This window comes from Pseudogemmobacter lacusdianii (assembly GCF_030848395.1).
Taxonomy (GTDB): domain Bacteria; phylum Pseudomonadota; class Alphaproteobacteria; order Rhodobacterales; family Rhodobacteraceae; genus Pseudogemmobacter; species Pseudogemmobacter lacusdianii.
In genome coordinates, this window is record NZ_JAVDBT010000013.1 from 128,984 (window position 1) to 143,098 (window position 14,115).

The 14,115-nt window shown below is 60.1% G+C and carries 26 protein-coding genes; 1 reads left to right on the top strand and 25 read right to left on the bottom strand.

Annotated features, from left to right (window positions below):
- Positions 1–6 precede the first annotated feature (6 nt).
- From Q9295_RS14075 to rpmC, 13 genes are all read right to left on the bottom strand, one after another.
- Positions 7–678 (bottom strand): hypothetical protein, encoded by a 672-nt coding sequence (locus Q9295_RS14075; RefSeq protein WP_306681205.1) that lies wholly within the window; start codon positions 676–678, stop codon positions 7–9.
- Between the two features lie 105 nt (positions 679–783).
- The gene (locus tag Q9295_RS14080; RefSeq protein WP_306681206.1) at positions 784–1,221 is read right to left on the bottom strand and encodes a GFA family protein; all 438 of its coding nucleotides are present in this window, start codon (positions 1,219–1,221) and stop codon (positions 784–786) included.
- 183 nt (positions 1,222–1,404) lie between these two features.
- Positions 1,405–1,599, bottom strand: coding sequence for a 50S ribosomal protein L30 (rpmD, locus tag Q9295_RS14085; RefSeq protein WP_306681207.1), 195 nt, complete (start codon positions 1,597–1,599; stop codon positions 1,405–1,407).
- 2 nt (positions 1,600–1,601) lie between these two features.
- Positions 1,602–2,174 (bottom strand): 30S ribosomal protein S5, encoded by a 573-nt coding sequence (gene rpsE, locus Q9295_RS14090; RefSeq protein WP_306681208.1) that lies wholly within the window; start codon positions 2,172–2,174, stop codon positions 1,602–1,604.
- A gap of 132 nt (positions 2,175–2,306) precedes the next feature.
- Entirely contained in the window at positions 2,307–2,666 is a 360-nt protein-coding gene (gene rplR, locus Q9295_RS14095; protein ID WP_306681209.1) for a 50S ribosomal protein L18, read from the bottom strand.
- Between the two features lie 11 nt (positions 2,667–2,677).
- On the bottom strand, positions 2,678–3,211 hold the full coding sequence (rplF, locus tag Q9295_RS14100) for a 50S ribosomal protein L6 (RefSeq protein WP_306681210.1): 534 nt from the start codon (positions 3,209–3,211) through the stop codon (positions 2,678–2,680).
- A 10-nt stretch (positions 3,212–3,221) separates the two neighbouring features.
- Entirely contained in the window at positions 3,222–3,620 is a 399-nt protein-coding gene (gene rpsH / locus Q9295_RS14105) for a 30S ribosomal protein S8 (protein WP_306681211.1), read from the bottom strand.
- Positions 3,621–3,632: 12 nt separating this feature from the next.
- The gene (gene rpsN, locus Q9295_RS14110) at positions 3,633–3,938 is read right to left on the bottom strand and encodes a 30S ribosomal protein S14 (protein ID WP_306681212.1); all 306 of its coding nucleotides are present in this window, start codon (positions 3,936–3,938) and stop codon (positions 3,633–3,635) included.
- An 18-nt stretch (positions 3,939–3,956) separates the two neighbouring features.
- On the bottom strand, positions 3,957–4,514 hold the full coding sequence (gene rplE / locus Q9295_RS14115) for a 50S ribosomal protein L5 (RefSeq protein ID WP_306681213.1): 558 nt from the start codon (positions 4,512–4,514) through the stop codon (positions 3,957–3,959).
- Positions 4,514–4,819, bottom strand: a complete 306-nt coding sequence (rplX, locus tag Q9295_RS14120) for a 50S ribosomal protein L24 (protein WP_306681214.1) — start codon at positions 4,817–4,819, stop codon at positions 4,514–4,516. Before rplX ends, rplE begins: the two co-directional genes overlap by 1 nt.
- Positions 4,819–5,187, bottom strand: coding sequence for a 50S ribosomal protein L14 (rplN, locus tag Q9295_RS14125; protein ID WP_013066055.1), 369 nt, complete (start codon positions 5,185–5,187; stop codon positions 4,819–4,821). The genes rplX and rplN overlap by 1 nt, the downstream gene beginning before the upstream one ends.
- A 76-nt stretch (positions 5,188–5,263) precedes the next feature.
- Entirely contained in the window at positions 5,264–5,497 is a 234-nt protein-coding gene (rpsQ, locus tag Q9295_RS14130; protein ID WP_112311937.1) for a 30S ribosomal protein S17, read from the bottom strand.
- A gap of 11 nt (positions 5,498–5,508) precedes the next feature.
- Entirely contained in the window at positions 5,509–5,709 is a 201-nt protein-coding gene (gene rpmC, locus Q9295_RS14135; RefSeq protein ID WP_306681233.1) for a 50S ribosomal protein L29, read from the bottom strand.
- A gap of 337 nt (positions 5,710–6,046) precedes the next feature.
- Between rpmC and Q9295_RS14140 the strand changes: the two genes are divergently transcribed.
- A complete protein-coding gene (locus Q9295_RS14140; protein ID WP_306681215.1) occupies positions 6,047–6,631 on the top strand; it encodes a peptidoglycan-binding domain-containing protein in 585 nt (194 codons plus the stop codon).
- A gap of 66 nt (positions 6,632–6,697) precedes the next feature.
- Here the strand turns inward: Q9295_RS14140 and Q9295_RS14145 are convergent, their stop codons facing one another.
- From Q9295_RS14145 to rpsJ, 12 genes are all read right to left on the bottom strand, one after another.
- The gene (locus Q9295_RS14145; RefSeq protein WP_306681216.1) at positions 6,698–7,321 is read right to left on the bottom strand and encodes a TIGR02466 family protein; all 624 of its coding nucleotides are present in this window, start codon (positions 7,319–7,321) and stop codon (positions 6,698–6,700) included.
- Between the two features lie 150 nt (positions 7,322–7,471).
- On the bottom strand, positions 7,472–8,125 hold the full coding sequence (locus Q9295_RS14150; RefSeq protein ID WP_306681217.1) for a hypothetical protein: 654 nt from the start codon (positions 8,123–8,125) through the stop codon (positions 7,472–7,474).
- Between the two features lie 117 nt (positions 8,126–8,242).
- Positions 8,243–8,656, bottom strand: coding sequence for a 50S ribosomal protein L16 (gene rplP, locus Q9295_RS14155; RefSeq protein ID WP_306681218.1), 414 nt, complete (start codon positions 8,654–8,656; stop codon positions 8,243–8,245).
- 13 nt (positions 8,657–8,669) lie between these two features.
- Positions 8,670–9,386, bottom strand: coding sequence for a 30S ribosomal protein S3 (gene rpsC / locus Q9295_RS14160; protein WP_306681219.1), 717 nt, complete (start codon positions 9,384–9,386; stop codon positions 8,670–8,672).
- Positions 9,386–9,766, bottom strand: coding sequence for a 50S ribosomal protein L22 (gene rplV, locus Q9295_RS14165; protein WP_306681220.1), 381 nt, complete (start codon positions 9,764–9,766; stop codon positions 9,386–9,388). The genes rpsC and rplV overlap by 1 nt, the downstream gene beginning before the upstream one ends.
- A gap of 3 nt (positions 9,767–9,769) precedes the next feature.
- On the bottom strand, positions 9,770–10,048 hold the full coding sequence (rpsS, locus tag Q9295_RS14170) for a 30S ribosomal protein S19 (protein ID WP_306681221.1): 279 nt from the start codon (positions 10,046–10,048) through the stop codon (positions 9,770–9,772).
- Positions 10,049–10,051: 3 nt separating this feature from the next.
- A complete protein-coding gene (gene rplB, locus Q9295_RS14175; protein ID WP_306681222.1) occupies positions 10,052–10,891 on the bottom strand; it encodes a 50S ribosomal protein L2 in 840 nt (279 codons plus the stop codon).
- Positions 10,892–11,174: 283 nt separating this feature from the next.
- Positions 11,175–11,882, bottom strand: coding sequence for a YoaK family protein (locus Q9295_RS14180; RefSeq protein WP_306681223.1), 708 nt, complete (start codon positions 11,880–11,882; stop codon positions 11,175–11,177).
- Positions 11,883–12,028: 146 nt separating this feature from the next.
- Positions 12,029–12,325, bottom strand: coding sequence for a 50S ribosomal protein L23 (locus Q9295_RS14185; protein ID WP_306681224.1), 297 nt, complete (start codon positions 12,323–12,325; stop codon positions 12,029–12,031).
- Positions 12,322–12,942: a 50S ribosomal protein L4 gene (gene rplD, locus Q9295_RS14190; RefSeq protein WP_306681225.1), complete on the bottom strand. Its 621-nt coding sequence runs from the start codon at positions 12,940–12,942 to the stop codon at positions 12,322–12,324. Before rplD ends, Q9295_RS14185 begins: the two co-directional genes overlap by 4 nt.
- On the bottom strand, positions 12,939–13,661 hold the full coding sequence (rplC, locus tag Q9295_RS14195) for a 50S ribosomal protein L3 (protein ID WP_306681226.1): 723 nt from the start codon (positions 13,659–13,661) through the stop codon (positions 12,939–12,941). Before rplC ends, rplD begins: the two co-directional genes overlap by 4 nt.
- 12 nt (positions 13,662–13,673) lie before the next feature.
- Positions 13,674–13,982 carry a 30S ribosomal protein S10 gene (gene rpsJ, locus Q9295_RS14200; RefSeq protein ID WP_023666234.1) on the bottom strand — a complete coding sequence of 103 codons (309 nt, stop codon included), beginning with the start codon at positions 13,980–13,982 and terminating at the stop codon, positions 13,674–13,676.
- Between the last annotated feature and the right edge of the window lie 133 nt (positions 13,983–14,115).

The window sequence follows — 14,115 nt, forward strand, 5'->3', positions numbered from 1 at the left end:
AGGGGCTTAGGGTTGCGGCGCATCGCCCACCGGGGTGACCTGAGGGGTGGCGCCGTCGAATTGCATCAGTTGGCCAAGGCTGCGGTTCGGGCCCCACCGGTTAAGCCTGAGCTCGCCCTTTGTCAGGTAGAGATCCGCCACTTTATACTGTTTGCGCACGCTGGCTTTGCTGTCCCATATCTCGACCACAGCGGCCTTTTTGCGCGGCGGCCCGAGTTGGAGCTGGAAAAAATCGCGGTCCGCCGTCTCATGGATCGCGGCAAGGACGGCCAGAACCTCATAATAATCGGTGATCCGCTCGGCCTTAAAGTAGCAAACCCCCTCAACCCCGACGAGGCCAAGCACCGCCACACCTGCCGCCATGCCAAGCGCTGGACTGCTGAGCACCGTGGCCCCAGCCCCTAGTGCCGTCTCGGCCGCGCCAAGTGCGCTTGCGGCCTTGGCTCCGGCCACCACTGCCCCCACCATCGAAAGTCCGGTGCGGTCATCGACAAGGGTCAGGAAATCCTCGGCCCCCGGCGCAGGACGTCCGGTCAGAGCCGCATCCGCAGCGGCGGCGGCTAAGAGCGGGGCGCGCGCGGCGATGGTGTCGCTTAGGCGGCGGTCACAGACATCAGCCTGCGCCAGCCCGGCGCTTAGGCCAAGGAGAAGGATCGAAGAAAGAATAGGGCGGGACATTTGCTGTCTCTCGTCGGCTGCTCAAGTCCCCGCATAACGCAAAAACCCGCGCAAGGCAAAGCCAAGGCCCTGCCCTGCCGTTCACTTTACAGCTAGAGAAGCCGCTCAGGCGCCTGCGGGCCAGCTAAATTCGGGGCGAAGGCCCGCATAGACCGGGCGGCCATCGCTGGGCGCTGGATAGCCTTTCGATTCATCCCAGAAGGCGTGGTAGGTGGCTTTCGGGAAGGCCGCATCGTCATAGCCCATGACATTCGGCACCGCGACCCGGATGCGCTTTTGCTTATCGTCAAGCATCAGTACCGCATTGCATTCGGTGCAGAGGCAAATCTCCAGCGGACCATCGGGGTTTTGCGCATTGAAGGGCACCCGCTTGATGTGCTCGGGGTGATCGACCTTCAGATCCGCATGGTTAAAGAAAGCCACATGCGTCGTATGCTGGCCCGTCACCGATTTGCAAACGTTGCAGTGGCACTCGTGATTGTCGATCGGCTCGGCCGATGCGGTCACATGAACATGGGCGCAGCCGCCCTCATATTTCGCCATTATTGCCTCCCTGATGACGACGAGCCTTCAGCGGCCCGGCGCTCCCCCTCAGTCTAGCAAACCAACGCGACACGACGAGGCATTCTTTAACCTCATAAGCGCCAATCTGCGACACGCCCATAGCAAAACGCCCCCGCGTTGGACGCGAGGGCGTTTGTCTTCTGGGCTTGGCCCAAGAAGAAATTAGCCGCGCTCTTCGATGATCTCGACGAGGTGGCTGATCTTGTTGACCATGCCGCGCACGGAAGGGGTATCTTCCAGCTCACGGGTACGGTTCATTTTGTTCAGGCCAAGGCCTTTCAGCGTGGCGGTCTGGATCGCCGGACGGCGTGCAGCCGAACGGATCTGTTTGACCACGATGGTTTTCTTATCAGCCATGATCAAGCCTCCACGGTTTCAGCTTCGGGCTTCCGCAGGATCTCGGCCACTTTCTTGGTGCGGCGAGCCGCAACCTGACGGGGCGAGGTCTCATGCTTCAGACCGTCGATGGTCGCACGGATCATGTTGTAGGGGTTCGAGGTGCCGATCGATTTCGCGACGACGTCTTGAACGCCCAGCATCTCGAAGACAGCGCGCATCGGGCCGCCGGCGATGATTCCGGTACCTGCAGCAGCGGTCCGCATAACGACTTTACCGGCGCCATGACGACCTTCGACGTCGTGGTGCAGGGTGCGAGCGTCTTTCAACGCAACGCGGATCATTTGGCGTTTGGCTTGCTCGGTGGCCTTACGGATGGCCTCCGGAACTTCCTTGGCCTTGCCTTTGCCGAAGCCGACGCGACCACGCTGGTCACCGACAACCACGAGAGCGGCGAAGCCGAAGCGCTTACCACCCTTAACGGTTTTCGACACGCGGTTGATCGCAACCAAGCGGTCTGCGAATTCCGGGGTTTCTTCCGGGCGGTTGTCACGACGGTCGTCGCGGCGCTCCCGGCGGTTCTCACGTTCTGCCATGAGGCATTCCTTGTCTTGGGTGGCGCGTCTAAGCGCCATTGGGTCCGATCCTGGTGCTTTGCGAGACAAAGCCCGCTGCCCGGATCATCGGAGGGGCGCCCAACGAAACGCTGGACGCCCCTCGCATGAGGTTTAGAACTTCAGACCGCCTTCGCGGGCAGCATCTGCCAAAGCTTTGACTTTGCCGTGGAACAGGAAGCCGCCACGGTCGAAGTAGCACTCTTCGACGCCAGCTGCTTTGGCCCGTTCTGCAATGACAGAACCGATTTTGGCAGCTGCTTCGACGTTGTTCTTGCCGACAAAGCCCAGGGCTTTCTCGAGCGACGACGCCGCTGCGACGGTCACGCCCTTCACATCGTCGATCAGTTGGACCGAGATGTTCTTGGACGAACGATGGACGGACAACCGCAAGCGGCCGTGCGACATCGCCTTGATTTTGTTCCGCACGCGCAGGCGGCGCTTCAGGAACAGATCTCTTTTCGTGTTCGCCATGATTGCGCCCCTTACTTCTTCTTGCCTTCCTTGCGGAAGATGAACTCACCCTTGTAACGGATGCCTTTGCCTTTGTAGGGCTCGGGGCGTTTCCATTCACGGATGTTCGCAGCGACTTGGCCGACCTCTTGTTGGTCGATGCCTTCCACAACGATTTCGGTGGGCTTCGGGGTCGCGACAGTCACGCCCTTCGGCACTTCGAAGTTCACTTCATGCGAGTAGCCAACGGAAAGCTTCAGGACGTTGCCCTGGGCAGCTGCACGGTAGCCGACGCCTTGGATTTCCATCTCTTTCTTGAAACCGGTGGTGACACCGGTGACAAGGTTCTGGATCATCGAGCGCGACATCCCCCACTGCGAGCGCGCGCGCTTCGACAGACCGCGGGGCGTTACCTTGATGGCATCGCCTTCGATGGTCAGCGTTACGTCGTCGCCAGCGGTGAAGGAACGGGTGCCTTTCGGACCCTTCACTTCGATGGTTTGACCCGAGATAGAGGCCGAAGCGCCTTTAACCAAGGTGACGGGTTTCTTGCCAATACGAGACATGAGACCCCCCTTAGAACACGGTGCAAAGCACTTCGCCGCCGACATTGGCTGCGCGTGCATTTGCATCGGACATAACGCCTTTCGGCGTCGAGACGATGGAGACACCCAGGCCGTTGCGGACCGAGGGGATATCCTTGACGCCCATGTACACCCGACGACCCGGCTTCGACACGCGCTTCACTTCGCGGATCACCGGCTCACCTTCGTAGTACTTCAGGCTGATTTCGAATTGGCCCTGGCCATCAGCGGTGTCCTTTTTGTCGTAGCCACGGATGTAGCCTTCCGACAGGAGCACTTCGAGGACGCGGGCGCGCAGGTTGGACGCAGGCGAAACCACGGTGGATTTGCCGCGCATTTGCGCGTTGCGGATGCGTGTCAGCATATCGCCAAGAGGATCGTTCATCGACATTTTCGCTCCTCCTTACCAGCTGGACTTCACCATGCCCGGGATCTGACCGAAGGAGGCCAGTTCACGCAGCATGATCCGCGACAGTTTCAGCTTACGGTAGTAAGCGTGGGGACGACCCGTCAGCTGGCAGCGGTTGTGGATCCGCGTGGCCGACGAGTTACGGGGCATCTCAGCCAGCTTCAGAGTCGCTGCAAAGCGCTCTTCAATCGGCTTCGACTGGTCGTTGATCACCGCCTTGAGCGAGGCACGCTTGGAAGCATGCTGCTTCACAAGTGCGGCCCGCTTCACTTCGCGGTTCACCATTGATTTTTTAGCCATTTATCAGGTTCCTCGCGATCAGGCGTTGAAAGGCATGTTGAATTCTTTCAACAAAGCCTTTCCTTCGGCATCGGTTTTCGCCGTGGTGACGATAATGATGTCCATACCCAGAATCTCGTCCACCTTGTCGAAGTCGATCTCGGTGAAGACGATTTGCTCTTTCAGGCCCATAGCGAAGTTGCCACGGCCGTCGAACGAGGGCTTCACGCCGCGGAAGTCGCGCACGCGCGGCAGAGCAACGTTGATCAGGCGGTCGAGGAATTCGAACATCCGGTCGCCACGCAGCGTGACTTTGCAGCCAAGCGGCATTTCTTCACGGACGCGGAAACCAGCGATCGAGTTTTTCGCCTTGGTGATCACGGCCTTTTGGCCAGCGATCTGCGAAAGCTCTTCAGCAGCCTGTTTCACCTTTTTGGTGTCTTTGACAGCTTCGCCAACGCCCATGTTCAGGACGATTTTTTCCAGACGCGGGATCTGCATATCGTTGCTGTAGCCGAACTGCTCTTTGAGAGCGGCACGGATCTTGTCACGATAAACAGCTTTCAGCCGCGGCGTGTAAGTGGCTTGATCCAACATCAGAGCACCTCGCCCGTGGTCTTGGCGTAACGCACCTTCTTGTCGCCTTCCATGCGGAAGCCAACGCGGGTGGCCTTGCCGTCTTTGTCAACCAGCGACAGGTTCGACAGGTCGATCGGCATGGCTTTCGCCAAGCGGCCGCCTTGCGAAGCTGCCGATTGCTTGGTGTGGCGGATCGCCACATTCACGCCCTCGACGATCGCTTTGTTGTCTTTGGGCGAGACGGAGGTGATTTCACCTTTCTTGCCCTTGTCCTTGCCGGTCAGCACGAGGACAGTATCGCCTTTTTTAAGCTTCGCAGCCATCAGAGCACCTCCGGCGCCAGCGAGATGATCTTCATGAAGTTCTTGGCGCGCAGTTCACGCACGACCGGCCCGAAGATACGGGTGCCGACCGGTTCGCCCTGGTTGTTCAGGATGACGGCGGCATTGCGGTCGAAGCGGATTGCGGTCCCGTCTTCACGGCGCACTTCCTTGGCGGTGCGAACGACGACGGCTTTACGCACGTCACCCTTCTTCACGCGGCCCTTCGGAATCGCCTCCTTGACCGACACCACGATGATGTCGCCCACGGAAGCATAACGGCGGTGCGAACCGCCAAGAACCTTGATGCACTGAACTCGGCGAGCGCCGGAGTTGTCAGCTACATCCAGATTCGTCTGCATCTGGATCATTTGTTGTCTCCCGACCTTTGGGGACCGTTACGCTGGCCCCAGGGTATCGATTGCGGAAGACGACCGTTACCGAGGCTTACGCCTCGACGACGACCGTCCAACGTTTGGTTTTCGAGATGGGCGCGCACTCTTCAATACGAACAGTGTCGCCAACCTTGAATTTGTTCTCCGCGTCATGGGCGCGGTACTTCTTCGATTTACGCACGGTCTTCTGCAGCAGCGGGTGCTTGAAGCGGCGCTCCACGAGAACGGTGATCGTTTGCTCGTTTTTGTCCGAGGTCACGGTGCCCGTCAGGATACGTTTCGGCATTCTAGATCCCCTTACTTCGCAGCGTCTGCGGCCTTTTGGGCCAAGACGGTTTTGATGCGTGCCACATCGCGGCGCACAGCGCGCATGCGAGCGGTGTTTTCGAGCTGGTTGGTCGCCTTTTGGAAGCGCAGGTTGAACGCCTCCTTTTTCAGGGCAACCAGGCTGTCACGCAGCTGGTCGGGGGTCTGAGTCGTCAGTTCCTTGGCGTTCATCGCCAATCTTCCTTTCACAATCGCCAGACGGCCCCAAAGCGAGGGTCACCGAATTCCTGGCGGATCAATGACATACCGCCGACTCCGAGTCGCCTCGGATTCGCGGATGGGCTCATATACGTTCGAAGCGGCCGAGGGGCAAGGCCCAAGTTCGTGTTGCGGCCTTGGTTTATTGGCCGAACGCCATTTCCCGCCGAGGGGGAAAGAGACGACGAATGTCCCGTTCTCGGAACCGAAGGCTGGCGCTAAGCTTATCCTAGCCCGCGCCCCGCTGCGGGCGGGTTAGGACAAGAGGTATTGCATGTCTATACTGAGAAAAGGCCTTAAGGGTGCTCCGGTGAAACGTCTCCAAGAGAAGCTCGGCGTGAAAGCCGATGGCGACTTTGGCCCTGGCACCGAAAAGGCCCTGAAGGAGTTTCAAGCTTCCAAGGGTCTTGTGGCGGACGGCATTGCCGGGCCGGAAACCTTTACCGCCATCGGCCTGCCTGAGTTGGTCTTGCTGCGCAAAGGCCTGAAGGGCGCACAAGTGAAGGCATTGCAAACGGCGCTTGGCGTCGCTGCTGATGGCAATTTTGGTCCCGGTACCGAAAAAGCCGTGAAAGAGTTCCAAACCAAGAACGGCCTTAAGGCCGATGGCATGGCAGGCCCCGCCACTTTGGCCAAGACCGGCGCCTTTCCCGGGGTCACCGCCGCTACCGTTGCCGCAGCCGCGCTGAAGCCCGATGAAGCCCATTTCGAGGGTGAGCCTCTGCCCGAGTTCAAAGACAATGCTGTTGTCGCGGCCAGCGCCCCTGCTGGCAAATCGGCTGAACAGATGGCAGCCGAGATGAATGCCACGATCCAAGGCATGGTGAAACCGGCTACGGCGCCCGAGCCCGTCGTCGAAGCCTCGATCTGGGGCAAGGTGAAGGGCTGGTTCTAACCGCTCTTAAACGCCAAAGGCGGGGCCCCGGCCCCGCCTTTGCTATTTCGCGCCTGACGGCTTGACTTATGCCCAGCCGTAGTTGAACGAGACCGAGATCCGGTCCTCTTCCGCCATGTTCATCGGCACCTCATGGCGCAGCCAGCTTTCCCACAACAGCACCTCGCCCACTTCTGGTGTCACATAGGTGAAGGGCTTCAGCTCTGCCGGCGCCTCTTTGCGGCGCAAGGGCGCATACATCATCATCGCAAGACGCGGGTCTTCCAGCTTCAGTGCCGAGGTACCTTCGGGCATCGCGACATAGGTGGTGCCAGAGACCACCGAATGCGGATGGATGTGGCTTGAATGCGTGCCACCTTCCGGCAGGATATTGATCCAAAGCGCGTTGCACTTCAGCTTGCGGCCTTGCAGGTCAAAGGCCAGATCCTCGCAAAACGCGGCGACATGCTTGTCCAGCGCCTTTTCCAGGTCCGCAAAGACCGGATTGCGCCACGACAGGTCATCCAGCGAGGAATAGGAGGTGTAGCCCGGATAGCCATGCTCTTCGCACCACGCTTGGCCAGCCTCATCTTCTTCGGCGATCATGATGCAGCTGTCGTGCAACTCATCATAATCCACCTTCTTGCGACCAAGCTCATTCAGTTTGGCGCGGTAAAGACGGGTAACGAAAAGGCTGCTGATCTCGGCCATAGCGGGCTCCTGCGAATGGATGCCCTGACCTAGCAGTCCCGGCGTGGATATTGAAGGGGCAAGACGGGCACCCCGCCGCGTCAAAACCTTCACCCGACGCAGCGAGCCTTGGCCTAACGACCCGCCAGCACCCTAAGCCTTTAACCCAAGCTAGATGTCGCCCTGGCGCGCGCCGCCCATCCCCATACCCATCCCGCCGCCGGACATGCCCCCGCCGGCGCCCCCTCCCCCGCCGCCCCCAGAGCGGCCGGCCTCGCCCGCCTGTCGCCCGCTGCGGCCCGCTGCTTGTTGGCGCGTAGGGCCTTGGTTGGGAATCGCAACACCATCCGGGATGGCCTCAAGATCCAGCGCCTGACGGATGAAGTTCCGAAGCGAGATCACAAGCGTCGCAGTCTCGACTGGCTTGCCCTCAGCCATATCCCGCGCCGCTTGCGCCGCGAGCCGCACCTGCTCTTCCGTGCCAAGCAGGATGATGTCGGACAAAGACGCCTCGACCGCATCACGGATCTGGCGCATGCGTTCTTGCACGGTTTCGGGCGGGTGCAGCTCGGGCGCGATATCGCGCAGATCGCGCTTGTGCCCGGGGTTGACGATGAGATCGCCAGTGAACGAGCCGCCCAACACCTTATAGGCCGCAATCAATGTCTTCAGCCGCTCATTGATCTGGCGGTTCACCCTTTGCTGGCGCGCCTGAATGGTCAGCATCATCAAGATGCGGATGCCCATCATGATAAGGACGAAGAACAAAAGCCCAGCCACGCTGGTGAGAACCGATTGCCACGAGCTGAAGTCCAAAAAGCGCACCTGAACCCTCCTTGCCGCCTGCTTCAGGTTCCACCTAATCTCAAGCCCAGACAAGGAAAAACCCCGCCGCTTGCGCGACGGGGTTTGACCAAACTTTTGGCCTTGTGGCCGAAAGTCTTACCAGTCTTCCTTCGCGACGATGCGCGAGGTGACCGGGAGTTTCATTGCGCCAAGACGCAGGGCTTCACGCGCGATATCTTCGGCAACGCCGTCGATTTCGAACATGATGCGGCCCGGCTGGACTTTGCAGGCCCAGTAATCGACCGAACCTTTACCTTTACCCATCCGAACTTCGATCGGCTTGGCCGAAACCGGGGTATCGGGGAAGATCCGGATCCAAACACGACCCTGACGCTTCATGTAGCGGGTGATCGCGCGGCGAGCCGCTTCGATCTGCCGCGCGGTGACGCGCTCCGGCTCGGTCGCTTTGAGAGCGAACGAACCGAAGTTCAACAGGAACCCACCCTTGGCTTCGCCGTGGATGCGACCCTTGTGCATCTTGCGGAATTTAGTGCGCTTCGGTTGCAGCATTTTTATCTACTCCTTACGCGCGCTCACGGTCGCGGCGCGGACCGCGGGGAGCCGGAGCATCCGCAGCTTCTGCCAGACGACGGTCGTGCGCCTGCGGATCATGCTCAAGGATTTCGCCCTTGAAGATCCAGACCTTAACGCCAATGATCCCGTAAGGGGTCGAGGCTTCCGACAAAGCATAGTCGATGTCGGCACGGAGTGTGTGCAGCGGCACGCGGCCTTCACGGTACCATTCGGTCCGTGCGATCTCGGCACCACCAAGGCGGCCACCAACGTTCACACGGATGCCGAGGGCGCCCATACGCATTGCGCTTTGCACGCCGCGCTTCATGGCGCGACGGAAGGAAACCCGGCGCTCCATTTGCTGAGCGATGGATTCAGCGACCAGCTGAGCGTCGACTTCCGGCTTGCGAACTTCGACGATGTTCAGGTGGAGTTCCGACTTCGTGAACGCCGCAAGTTTCTTGCGCAGCGTTTCGATGTCCGCACCTTTTTTGCCGATGATCACGCCCGGACGTGCGGTGTGGATCGTCACGCGGCACTTCTTGTGCGGACGCTCGATGATCACACGGCTGACGCCGGCCTGCTTGGCTTCCTTGTGGATGAATTCACGCATCCGCAGATCTTCAAGCAGCAGGTTGCCGTAGTCTTTCGATTCAGCGAACCAGCGGCTGTCCCAGGTCCGGTTGACCTGAAGGCGCATGCCGATCGGATTGACCTTCTGACCCATTATGCCGACTCCCCGGTCTGACGAACCTTGATGGTGATCTCGCTGAACGGCTTCATGATCTTGCCGAACCGGCCACGAGCCCGCGGACGGCCCCGCTTCATCACCAGGTTCTTACCGACCCAAGCTTCGGCAACGATGAGGCTGTCCACGTCGAGGCCGTGGTTGTTCTCAGCGTTGGCGATTGCCGACTGCAGGCACTTCTTCACGTCGCCAGCGATGCGGCGCTTGGAGAAGGTCAGGTCCGACAGGGCCTTTTCCACTTTCTTGCCACGGATCAGGCCCGCAACAAGGTTCAGCTTCTGCGGCGAGGTGCGCAGCATGCGTGCGATCGCCTGTGCCTCGTTTTCTTCCACGCGGCGCGGATTCTTTTCCTTACCCATGGCTTACTTCCTTTTGGCTTTTTTGTCGGCTGCGTGACCGTAGTAGGTCCGCGTCGGCGAATATTCACCGAACTTTTGGCCGATCATATCTTCGGTCACAGCGACCGGAACATGTTTCTTGCCGTTATAGACCCCAAAGGTGAGGCCCACGAATTGCGGCAGGATGGTGGAACGGCGCGACCAGATCTTGATCACTTCGCTTTTGCCCGAAGCTTTCGACGCTTCTGCCTTTTTCAAGACATAGCCGTCGACAAACGGGCCCTTCCATACGGAACGTGACATGGATCAGCGCCCTTTCTTCTTGGCGTGACGCGAGCGGACAATGAACTTATCCGACTGCGTATTGGTGCGGGTGCGTTTGCCCTTGGTGGGCTTACCCCACGGCGTAACCGGGTGACGGCCGCCCGAGGTCCGGCCCTCACCACCACCATGCGGGTGGTCGATCGGGTTCATCGAGACGCCGCGAACGGTCGGACGGATGCCCTTGTGGCGCATACGACCGGCTTTACCGAAGTTCTGGTTCGAGTTGTCGGGGTTCGACACGGCACCGATGGTGGCCATGCATTCCTGACGGACCAAACGCAGTTCGCCCGACGAAAGGCGGATCTGAGCATAGGCGCCATCACGACCAACGAACTGAGCGTAGGTGCCTGCAGCGCGGGCCAATTGGCCGCCCTTGCCGGGCTTCAGCTCGACGTTGTGAACGATGGTACCGATCGGCATGCCGGAGAAAGGCATGGCGTTGCCCGGCTTCACGTCAACCTTGGCACCAGCGACAACAGTGTCACCAACGGCCAAGCGCTGCGGCGCCAGGATGTAGGCCAACTCGCCATCCGGGTATTTCACCAAAGCGATGAAAGCGGTGCGGTTGGGGTCATATTCGATGCGCTCGACGACTGCAGCCACGTCCCATTTGCGACGCTTGAAGTCCACGATACGGTAGAGACGTTTGGCGCCGCCACCTTGGTGGCGCACAGTGATCCGTCCGGTGTTGTTGCGGCCGCCATGGCTCTGCAGACCCTCGGTGAGGGACTTAACAGGCCGGCCTTTCCACAGCTCCGAACGGTCGATCAGAACCAGCCCGCGCTGGCCAGGCGTCGTCGGCTTATACGACTTAAGTGCCATGATTACTGTCTTCCGTTTGCTTCAGGATCCTAGATCTTGCTGTTGCCAGCGCGAAGAAGGGTCCAGGGTTAAGGGCTCCGAAGATCCCCGGTTCGGCTGTTTGATTCCCCCGCGTCTCCACGAAAGAATCGCACAAAACCAAGAGCCCCGGACGAATCCGGGGCTTTTGGTTGGCGGGTCAGTAGCAGAAAGGTTCAGGGCCGTCCACGCCGAAATGCGGCATAGCCAGCAGAGCTTGTCTTATGGCCCCCGAAGGTGGCAGAACCCGGCCGAGCTGGCGCGGCTACCCCTCGTCAGGCGCGCGCCTGCGGCCTGCAATGGCGATCTCGGTCATCGACAGCGCCAAAAGGAGAGCGCCAGCCATCCAGAAAATCTGGACGCCATAGATCCCAAAGATCAAAGCCCCAATCACGCCGCCCGCAGCAAAACAAAAGAGCGTCAGGCTGTGAAGCTTCAGGCGCGGCAACGCGTCTTTGCGGCTCGCCGCCCCACCCGTTAACGCCGCAAGCTCGATGCCGACATCTGTGGCCATCCCCGAAATATGGGTGGTGCGCACTCGCGCCCCTGAGATCAACGTGGTGACCGCATTCTGGAGCCCCATCACCAAGCTCAGCAGAAGCATCATCAAAAACCCCTGCGAGAGCCCCAACTGCAAAAGCCACCCAAGCCCGATCAGCAGCACCGCCTCGACCGCAATCAATACCGCATAGATGCTGTGAAGCCCCCGCTTAACCCCCAACCTGACGCCAAGTGCAGCCAGTGCCGCCCCAGCGATGAAAGCCATCACCAACCCGGCGAAAGACCACGCCAGTGGGACCTCCCCCGCCGCCAGATGATCGGCGAAGGCCGAGACATTGCCGGTCATGTTGGCCGTGAATGAGCCGGCCAGCAGAAAGCCCACCGCGTTCAGCGCCCCCGCCACCGAAGAGAGCGAGGCCGCCAGAACAAGATCAACCGAGAGCGTGCGCCTGTCGCCAAACCGAACCAGCATGGTCAACCCGCAAGGAGGGAGGAAGGCCGCGATGCTAAGCCCGCGTCAGCCAATCGTAAAGCCCCCGACGTCGACCGTCGGCCCTTCCCCGGAAACGAAAAAACCCCCGCTCACGCAGGGGTTTTTCCAATCACTTTGTCAGTGGATCACAGACCGGTGGTCACGTCGATCGACTGGCCAGCTTCCAAGGTCACATAGGCTTTCTTTTGGTCGCTGCGGACACCCGCACGGCCACGGAAGCGCTTTGCTTTACCTTTGGTGATGGTGGTGTTGACCGCCTTCACCTTGACGCCGAAGACACCCTCAACAGCAGCTTTGATCTGCGGTTTGGTGGCATCCATAGCAACCTCGAAGACCACAGCACCGTTTTCGGAAGCCATGGTGGCTTTCTCGGTGATGATCGGCTTCTTGATCAGGTCGTAATGTTCGGGTTTCACGCTCATTTCAGGCGAGCCTCCAGGGCTTCGACACCGGCCTTCGTGATCACCAGGGTGTCACGCTTCAGGATGTCATAGACGTTGGCGCCGATGGTCGGCAGCACGTCAATGCCTTCAACGTTGCGAGCAGCCAGCGCGAAATTCGCGTCAACAGCAGCACCGTCGATGATCAGAACGCGCTTCCAGCCCAGTTCCTTCACGGCTTTCGCCAGCGAAGCGGTCTTGGCTTCTGCCAGAGCGATCGTGTCAACGATCACCAGCTCACCCGCTTTGGCTTTCGCCGAGAGCGCGTGACGCAGGCCGAGAGCCCGGAACTTTTTCGGCAGATCATGGGCGTGCGAGCGCGAAACCGGGCCCTTAGCCACACCACCGTGACGGAAGATCGGAGCCTTCTTGGAACCGTGACGTGCGCCACCGGTGCCTTTTTGGCGGTAGATCTTCTTGGTCGAGTAGGAAACTTCGCCGCGGGTCAGCGTCGAGTGCGTGCCAGCTTGGGCACGCGCACGTTGCCAACGCACAACGCGATGCAGGATGTCTGCGCGCGGCTCAAGGCCGAACAGCGCTTCGTCCAGATCGAGGGTGCCCGACTTGGAACCGTCAAGTTTGATCACATCGAGTTTCATGCTTCACCCCCTTCAGCAGCCACTTCGGCGGCCGGAGCAGCAGCGGCGGAGCGGATAGCGGCCGGGCGCGGAGCGTCCTTGGCTTCCGGCTTCTTCACCGCGTCCTTGATCGTGACCCAGCCACCAGCGGAACCCGGGACCGAACCTTTGACCATGATGAGACCACGGTCAGCGTCGGTGCGGATGACTTGCAGGTTCTGCGTGGTCACACGAACGGCGCCCATGTGGCCAGCCATCTTCTTGCCTTTGAACACCTTACCGGGGTCTTGGCACTGGCCGGTCGAACCGTGCGAACGGTGCGAAACCGACACACCGTGCGAGGCGCGCAAACCACCGAAGTTGTGGCGCTTCATCGCACCGGCAAAACCTTTACCGATCGAGGTGCCAGCAACGTCAACGAATTGGCCATCAAGGTAGTGGTTTGCGGTGATTTCCGCGCCCACTTCGATCAGGCAATCCGGGGTGACCCGGAATTCGGCGACTTTGCGCTTCGGCGCCACGTTTGCTTTCGCAAAGTGACCACGCTGAGCGGCGGTGGTGCGGCTGACTTTGGCAGTGCCGGCGCCCAGCTGAACGGCGGTGTAGCCGTCACGCTCAGCGGTGCGCTGCGCAACCACTTGCAGGCCGTCCAATTGCAGGACGGTGACCGGAATTTGCTTCCCGTCTTCCATGAACAACCGGGTCATACCCAGTTTCTTGGCGATAACTCCAGAGCGCATCTTGATGCCCCCTTACACTTTGATTTCGACGTCGACGCCGGCAGCGAGGTCGAGCTTCATGAGCGCGTCCACGGTCTGCGGGGTCGGATCGACGATGTCGAGAAGACGCTTGTGCGTCCGGATTTCCCACTGGTCACGCGACTTTTTGTCGATGTGCGGGCCACGGAGAACCGTGAATTTCTCGATCTTGTTCGGCAGCGGAATCGGGCCGCGCACTTGGGCGCCGGTCCGCTTAGCGGTGTTAACGATTTCCTGCGTCGAGGCATCCAAGACGCGGTAATCGAAGGCTTTCAGCCTGATGCGGATGGTCTGACCTTGCATCGTGTTGGTTTCCTTCGGGTTCCGTAAAAAGACAGGACGGGCCGTAATGGCCCGTCCTGCGGGGGTCTTTATCAGGCGATGATCTTGGACACAACACCTGCGCCGACAGTGCGGCCACCTTCGCGGATCGCGA

Coding starts and splice junctions, on each gene's coding strand:
- Q9295_RS14075 (WP_306681205.1), bottom strand. CDS start 678: ATGTCCCGCCCTATTCTTTCTTCGATCCTTCTCCTTGGCCTAAGCGCC.
- Q9295_RS14080 (WP_306681206.1), bottom strand. CDS start 1,221: ATGGCGAAATATGAGGGCGGCTGCGCCCATGTTCATGTGACCGCATCG.
- rpmD (WP_306681207.1), bottom strand. CDS start 1,599: ATGGCTGATAAGAAAACCATCGTGGTCAAACAGATCCGTTCGGCTGCA.
- rpsE (WP_306681208.1), bottom strand. CDS start 2,174: ATGGCAGAACGTGAGAACCGCCGGGAGCGCCGCGACGACCGTCGTGAC.
- rplR (WP_306681209.1), bottom strand. CDS start 2,666: ATGGCGAACACGAAAAGAGATCTGTTCCTGAAGCGCCGCCTGCGCGTG.
- rplF (WP_306681210.1), bottom strand. CDS start 3,211: ATGTCTCGTATTGGCAAGAAACCCGTCACCTTGGTTAAAGGCGCTTCG.
- rpsH (WP_306681211.1), bottom strand. CDS start 3,620: ATGTCGATGAACGATCCTCTTGGCGATATGCTGACACGCATCCGCAAC.
- rpsN (WP_306681212.1), bottom strand. CDS start 3,938: ATGGCTAAAAAATCAATGGTGAACCGCGAAGTGAAGCGGGCCGCACTT.
- rplE (WP_306681213.1), bottom strand. CDS start 4,514: ATGTTGGATCAAGCCACTTACACGCCGCGGCTGAAAGCTGTTTATCGT.
- rplX (WP_306681214.1), bottom strand. CDS start 4,819: ATGGCTGCGAAGCTTAAAAAAGGCGATACTGTCCTCGTGCTGACCGGC.
- rplN (WP_013066055.1), bottom strand. CDS start 5,187: ATGATCCAGATGCAGACGAATCTGGATGTAGCTGACAACTCCGGCGCT.
- rpsQ (WP_112311937.1), bottom strand. CDS start 5,497: ATGCCGAAACGTATCCTGACGGGCACCGTGACCTCGGACAAAAACGAG.
- rpmC (WP_306681233.1), bottom strand. CDS start 5,709: ATGAACGCCAAGGAACTGACGACTCAGACCCCCGACCAGCTGCGTGAC.
- Q9295_RS14145 (WP_306681216.1), bottom strand. CDS start 7,321: ATGGCCGAGATCAGCAGCCTTTTCGTTACCCGTCTTTACCGCGCCAAA.
- rplP (WP_306681218.1), bottom strand. CDS start 8,656: ATGCTGCAACCGAAGCGCACTAAATTCCGCAAGATGCACAAGGGTCGC.
- rpsC (WP_306681219.1), bottom strand. CDS start 9,386: ATGGGTCAGAAGGTCAATCCGATCGGCATGCGCCTTCAGGTCAACCGG.
- rplV (WP_306681220.1), bottom strand. CDS start 9,766: ATGGGTAAGGAAAAGAATCCGCGCCGCGTGGAAGAAAACGAGGCACAG.
- rpsS (WP_306681221.1), bottom strand. CDS start 10,048: ATGTCACGTTCCGTATGGAAGGGCCCGTTTGTCGACGGCTATGTCTTG.
- rplB (WP_306681222.1), bottom strand. CDS start 10,891: ATGGCACTTAAGTCGTATAAGCCGACGACGCCTGGCCAGCGCGGGCTG.
- Q9295_RS14180 (WP_306681223.1), bottom strand. CDS start 11,882: ATGCTGGTTCGGTTTGGCGACAGGCGCACGCTCTCGGTTGATCTTGTT.
- Q9295_RS14185 (WP_306681224.1), bottom strand. CDS start 12,325: ATGAGCGTGAAACCCGAACATTACGACCTGATCAAGAAGCCGATCATC.
- rplD (WP_306681225.1), bottom strand. CDS start 12,942: ATGAAACTCGATGTGATCAAACTTGACGGTTCCAAGTCGGGCACCCTC.
- rplC (WP_306681226.1), bottom strand. CDS start 13,661: ATGCGCTCTGGAGTTATCGCCAAGAAACTGGGTATGACCCGGTTGTTC.
- rpsJ (WP_023666234.1), bottom strand. CDS start 13,982: ATGCAAGGTCAGACCATCCGCATCAGGCTGAAAGCCTTCGATTACCGC.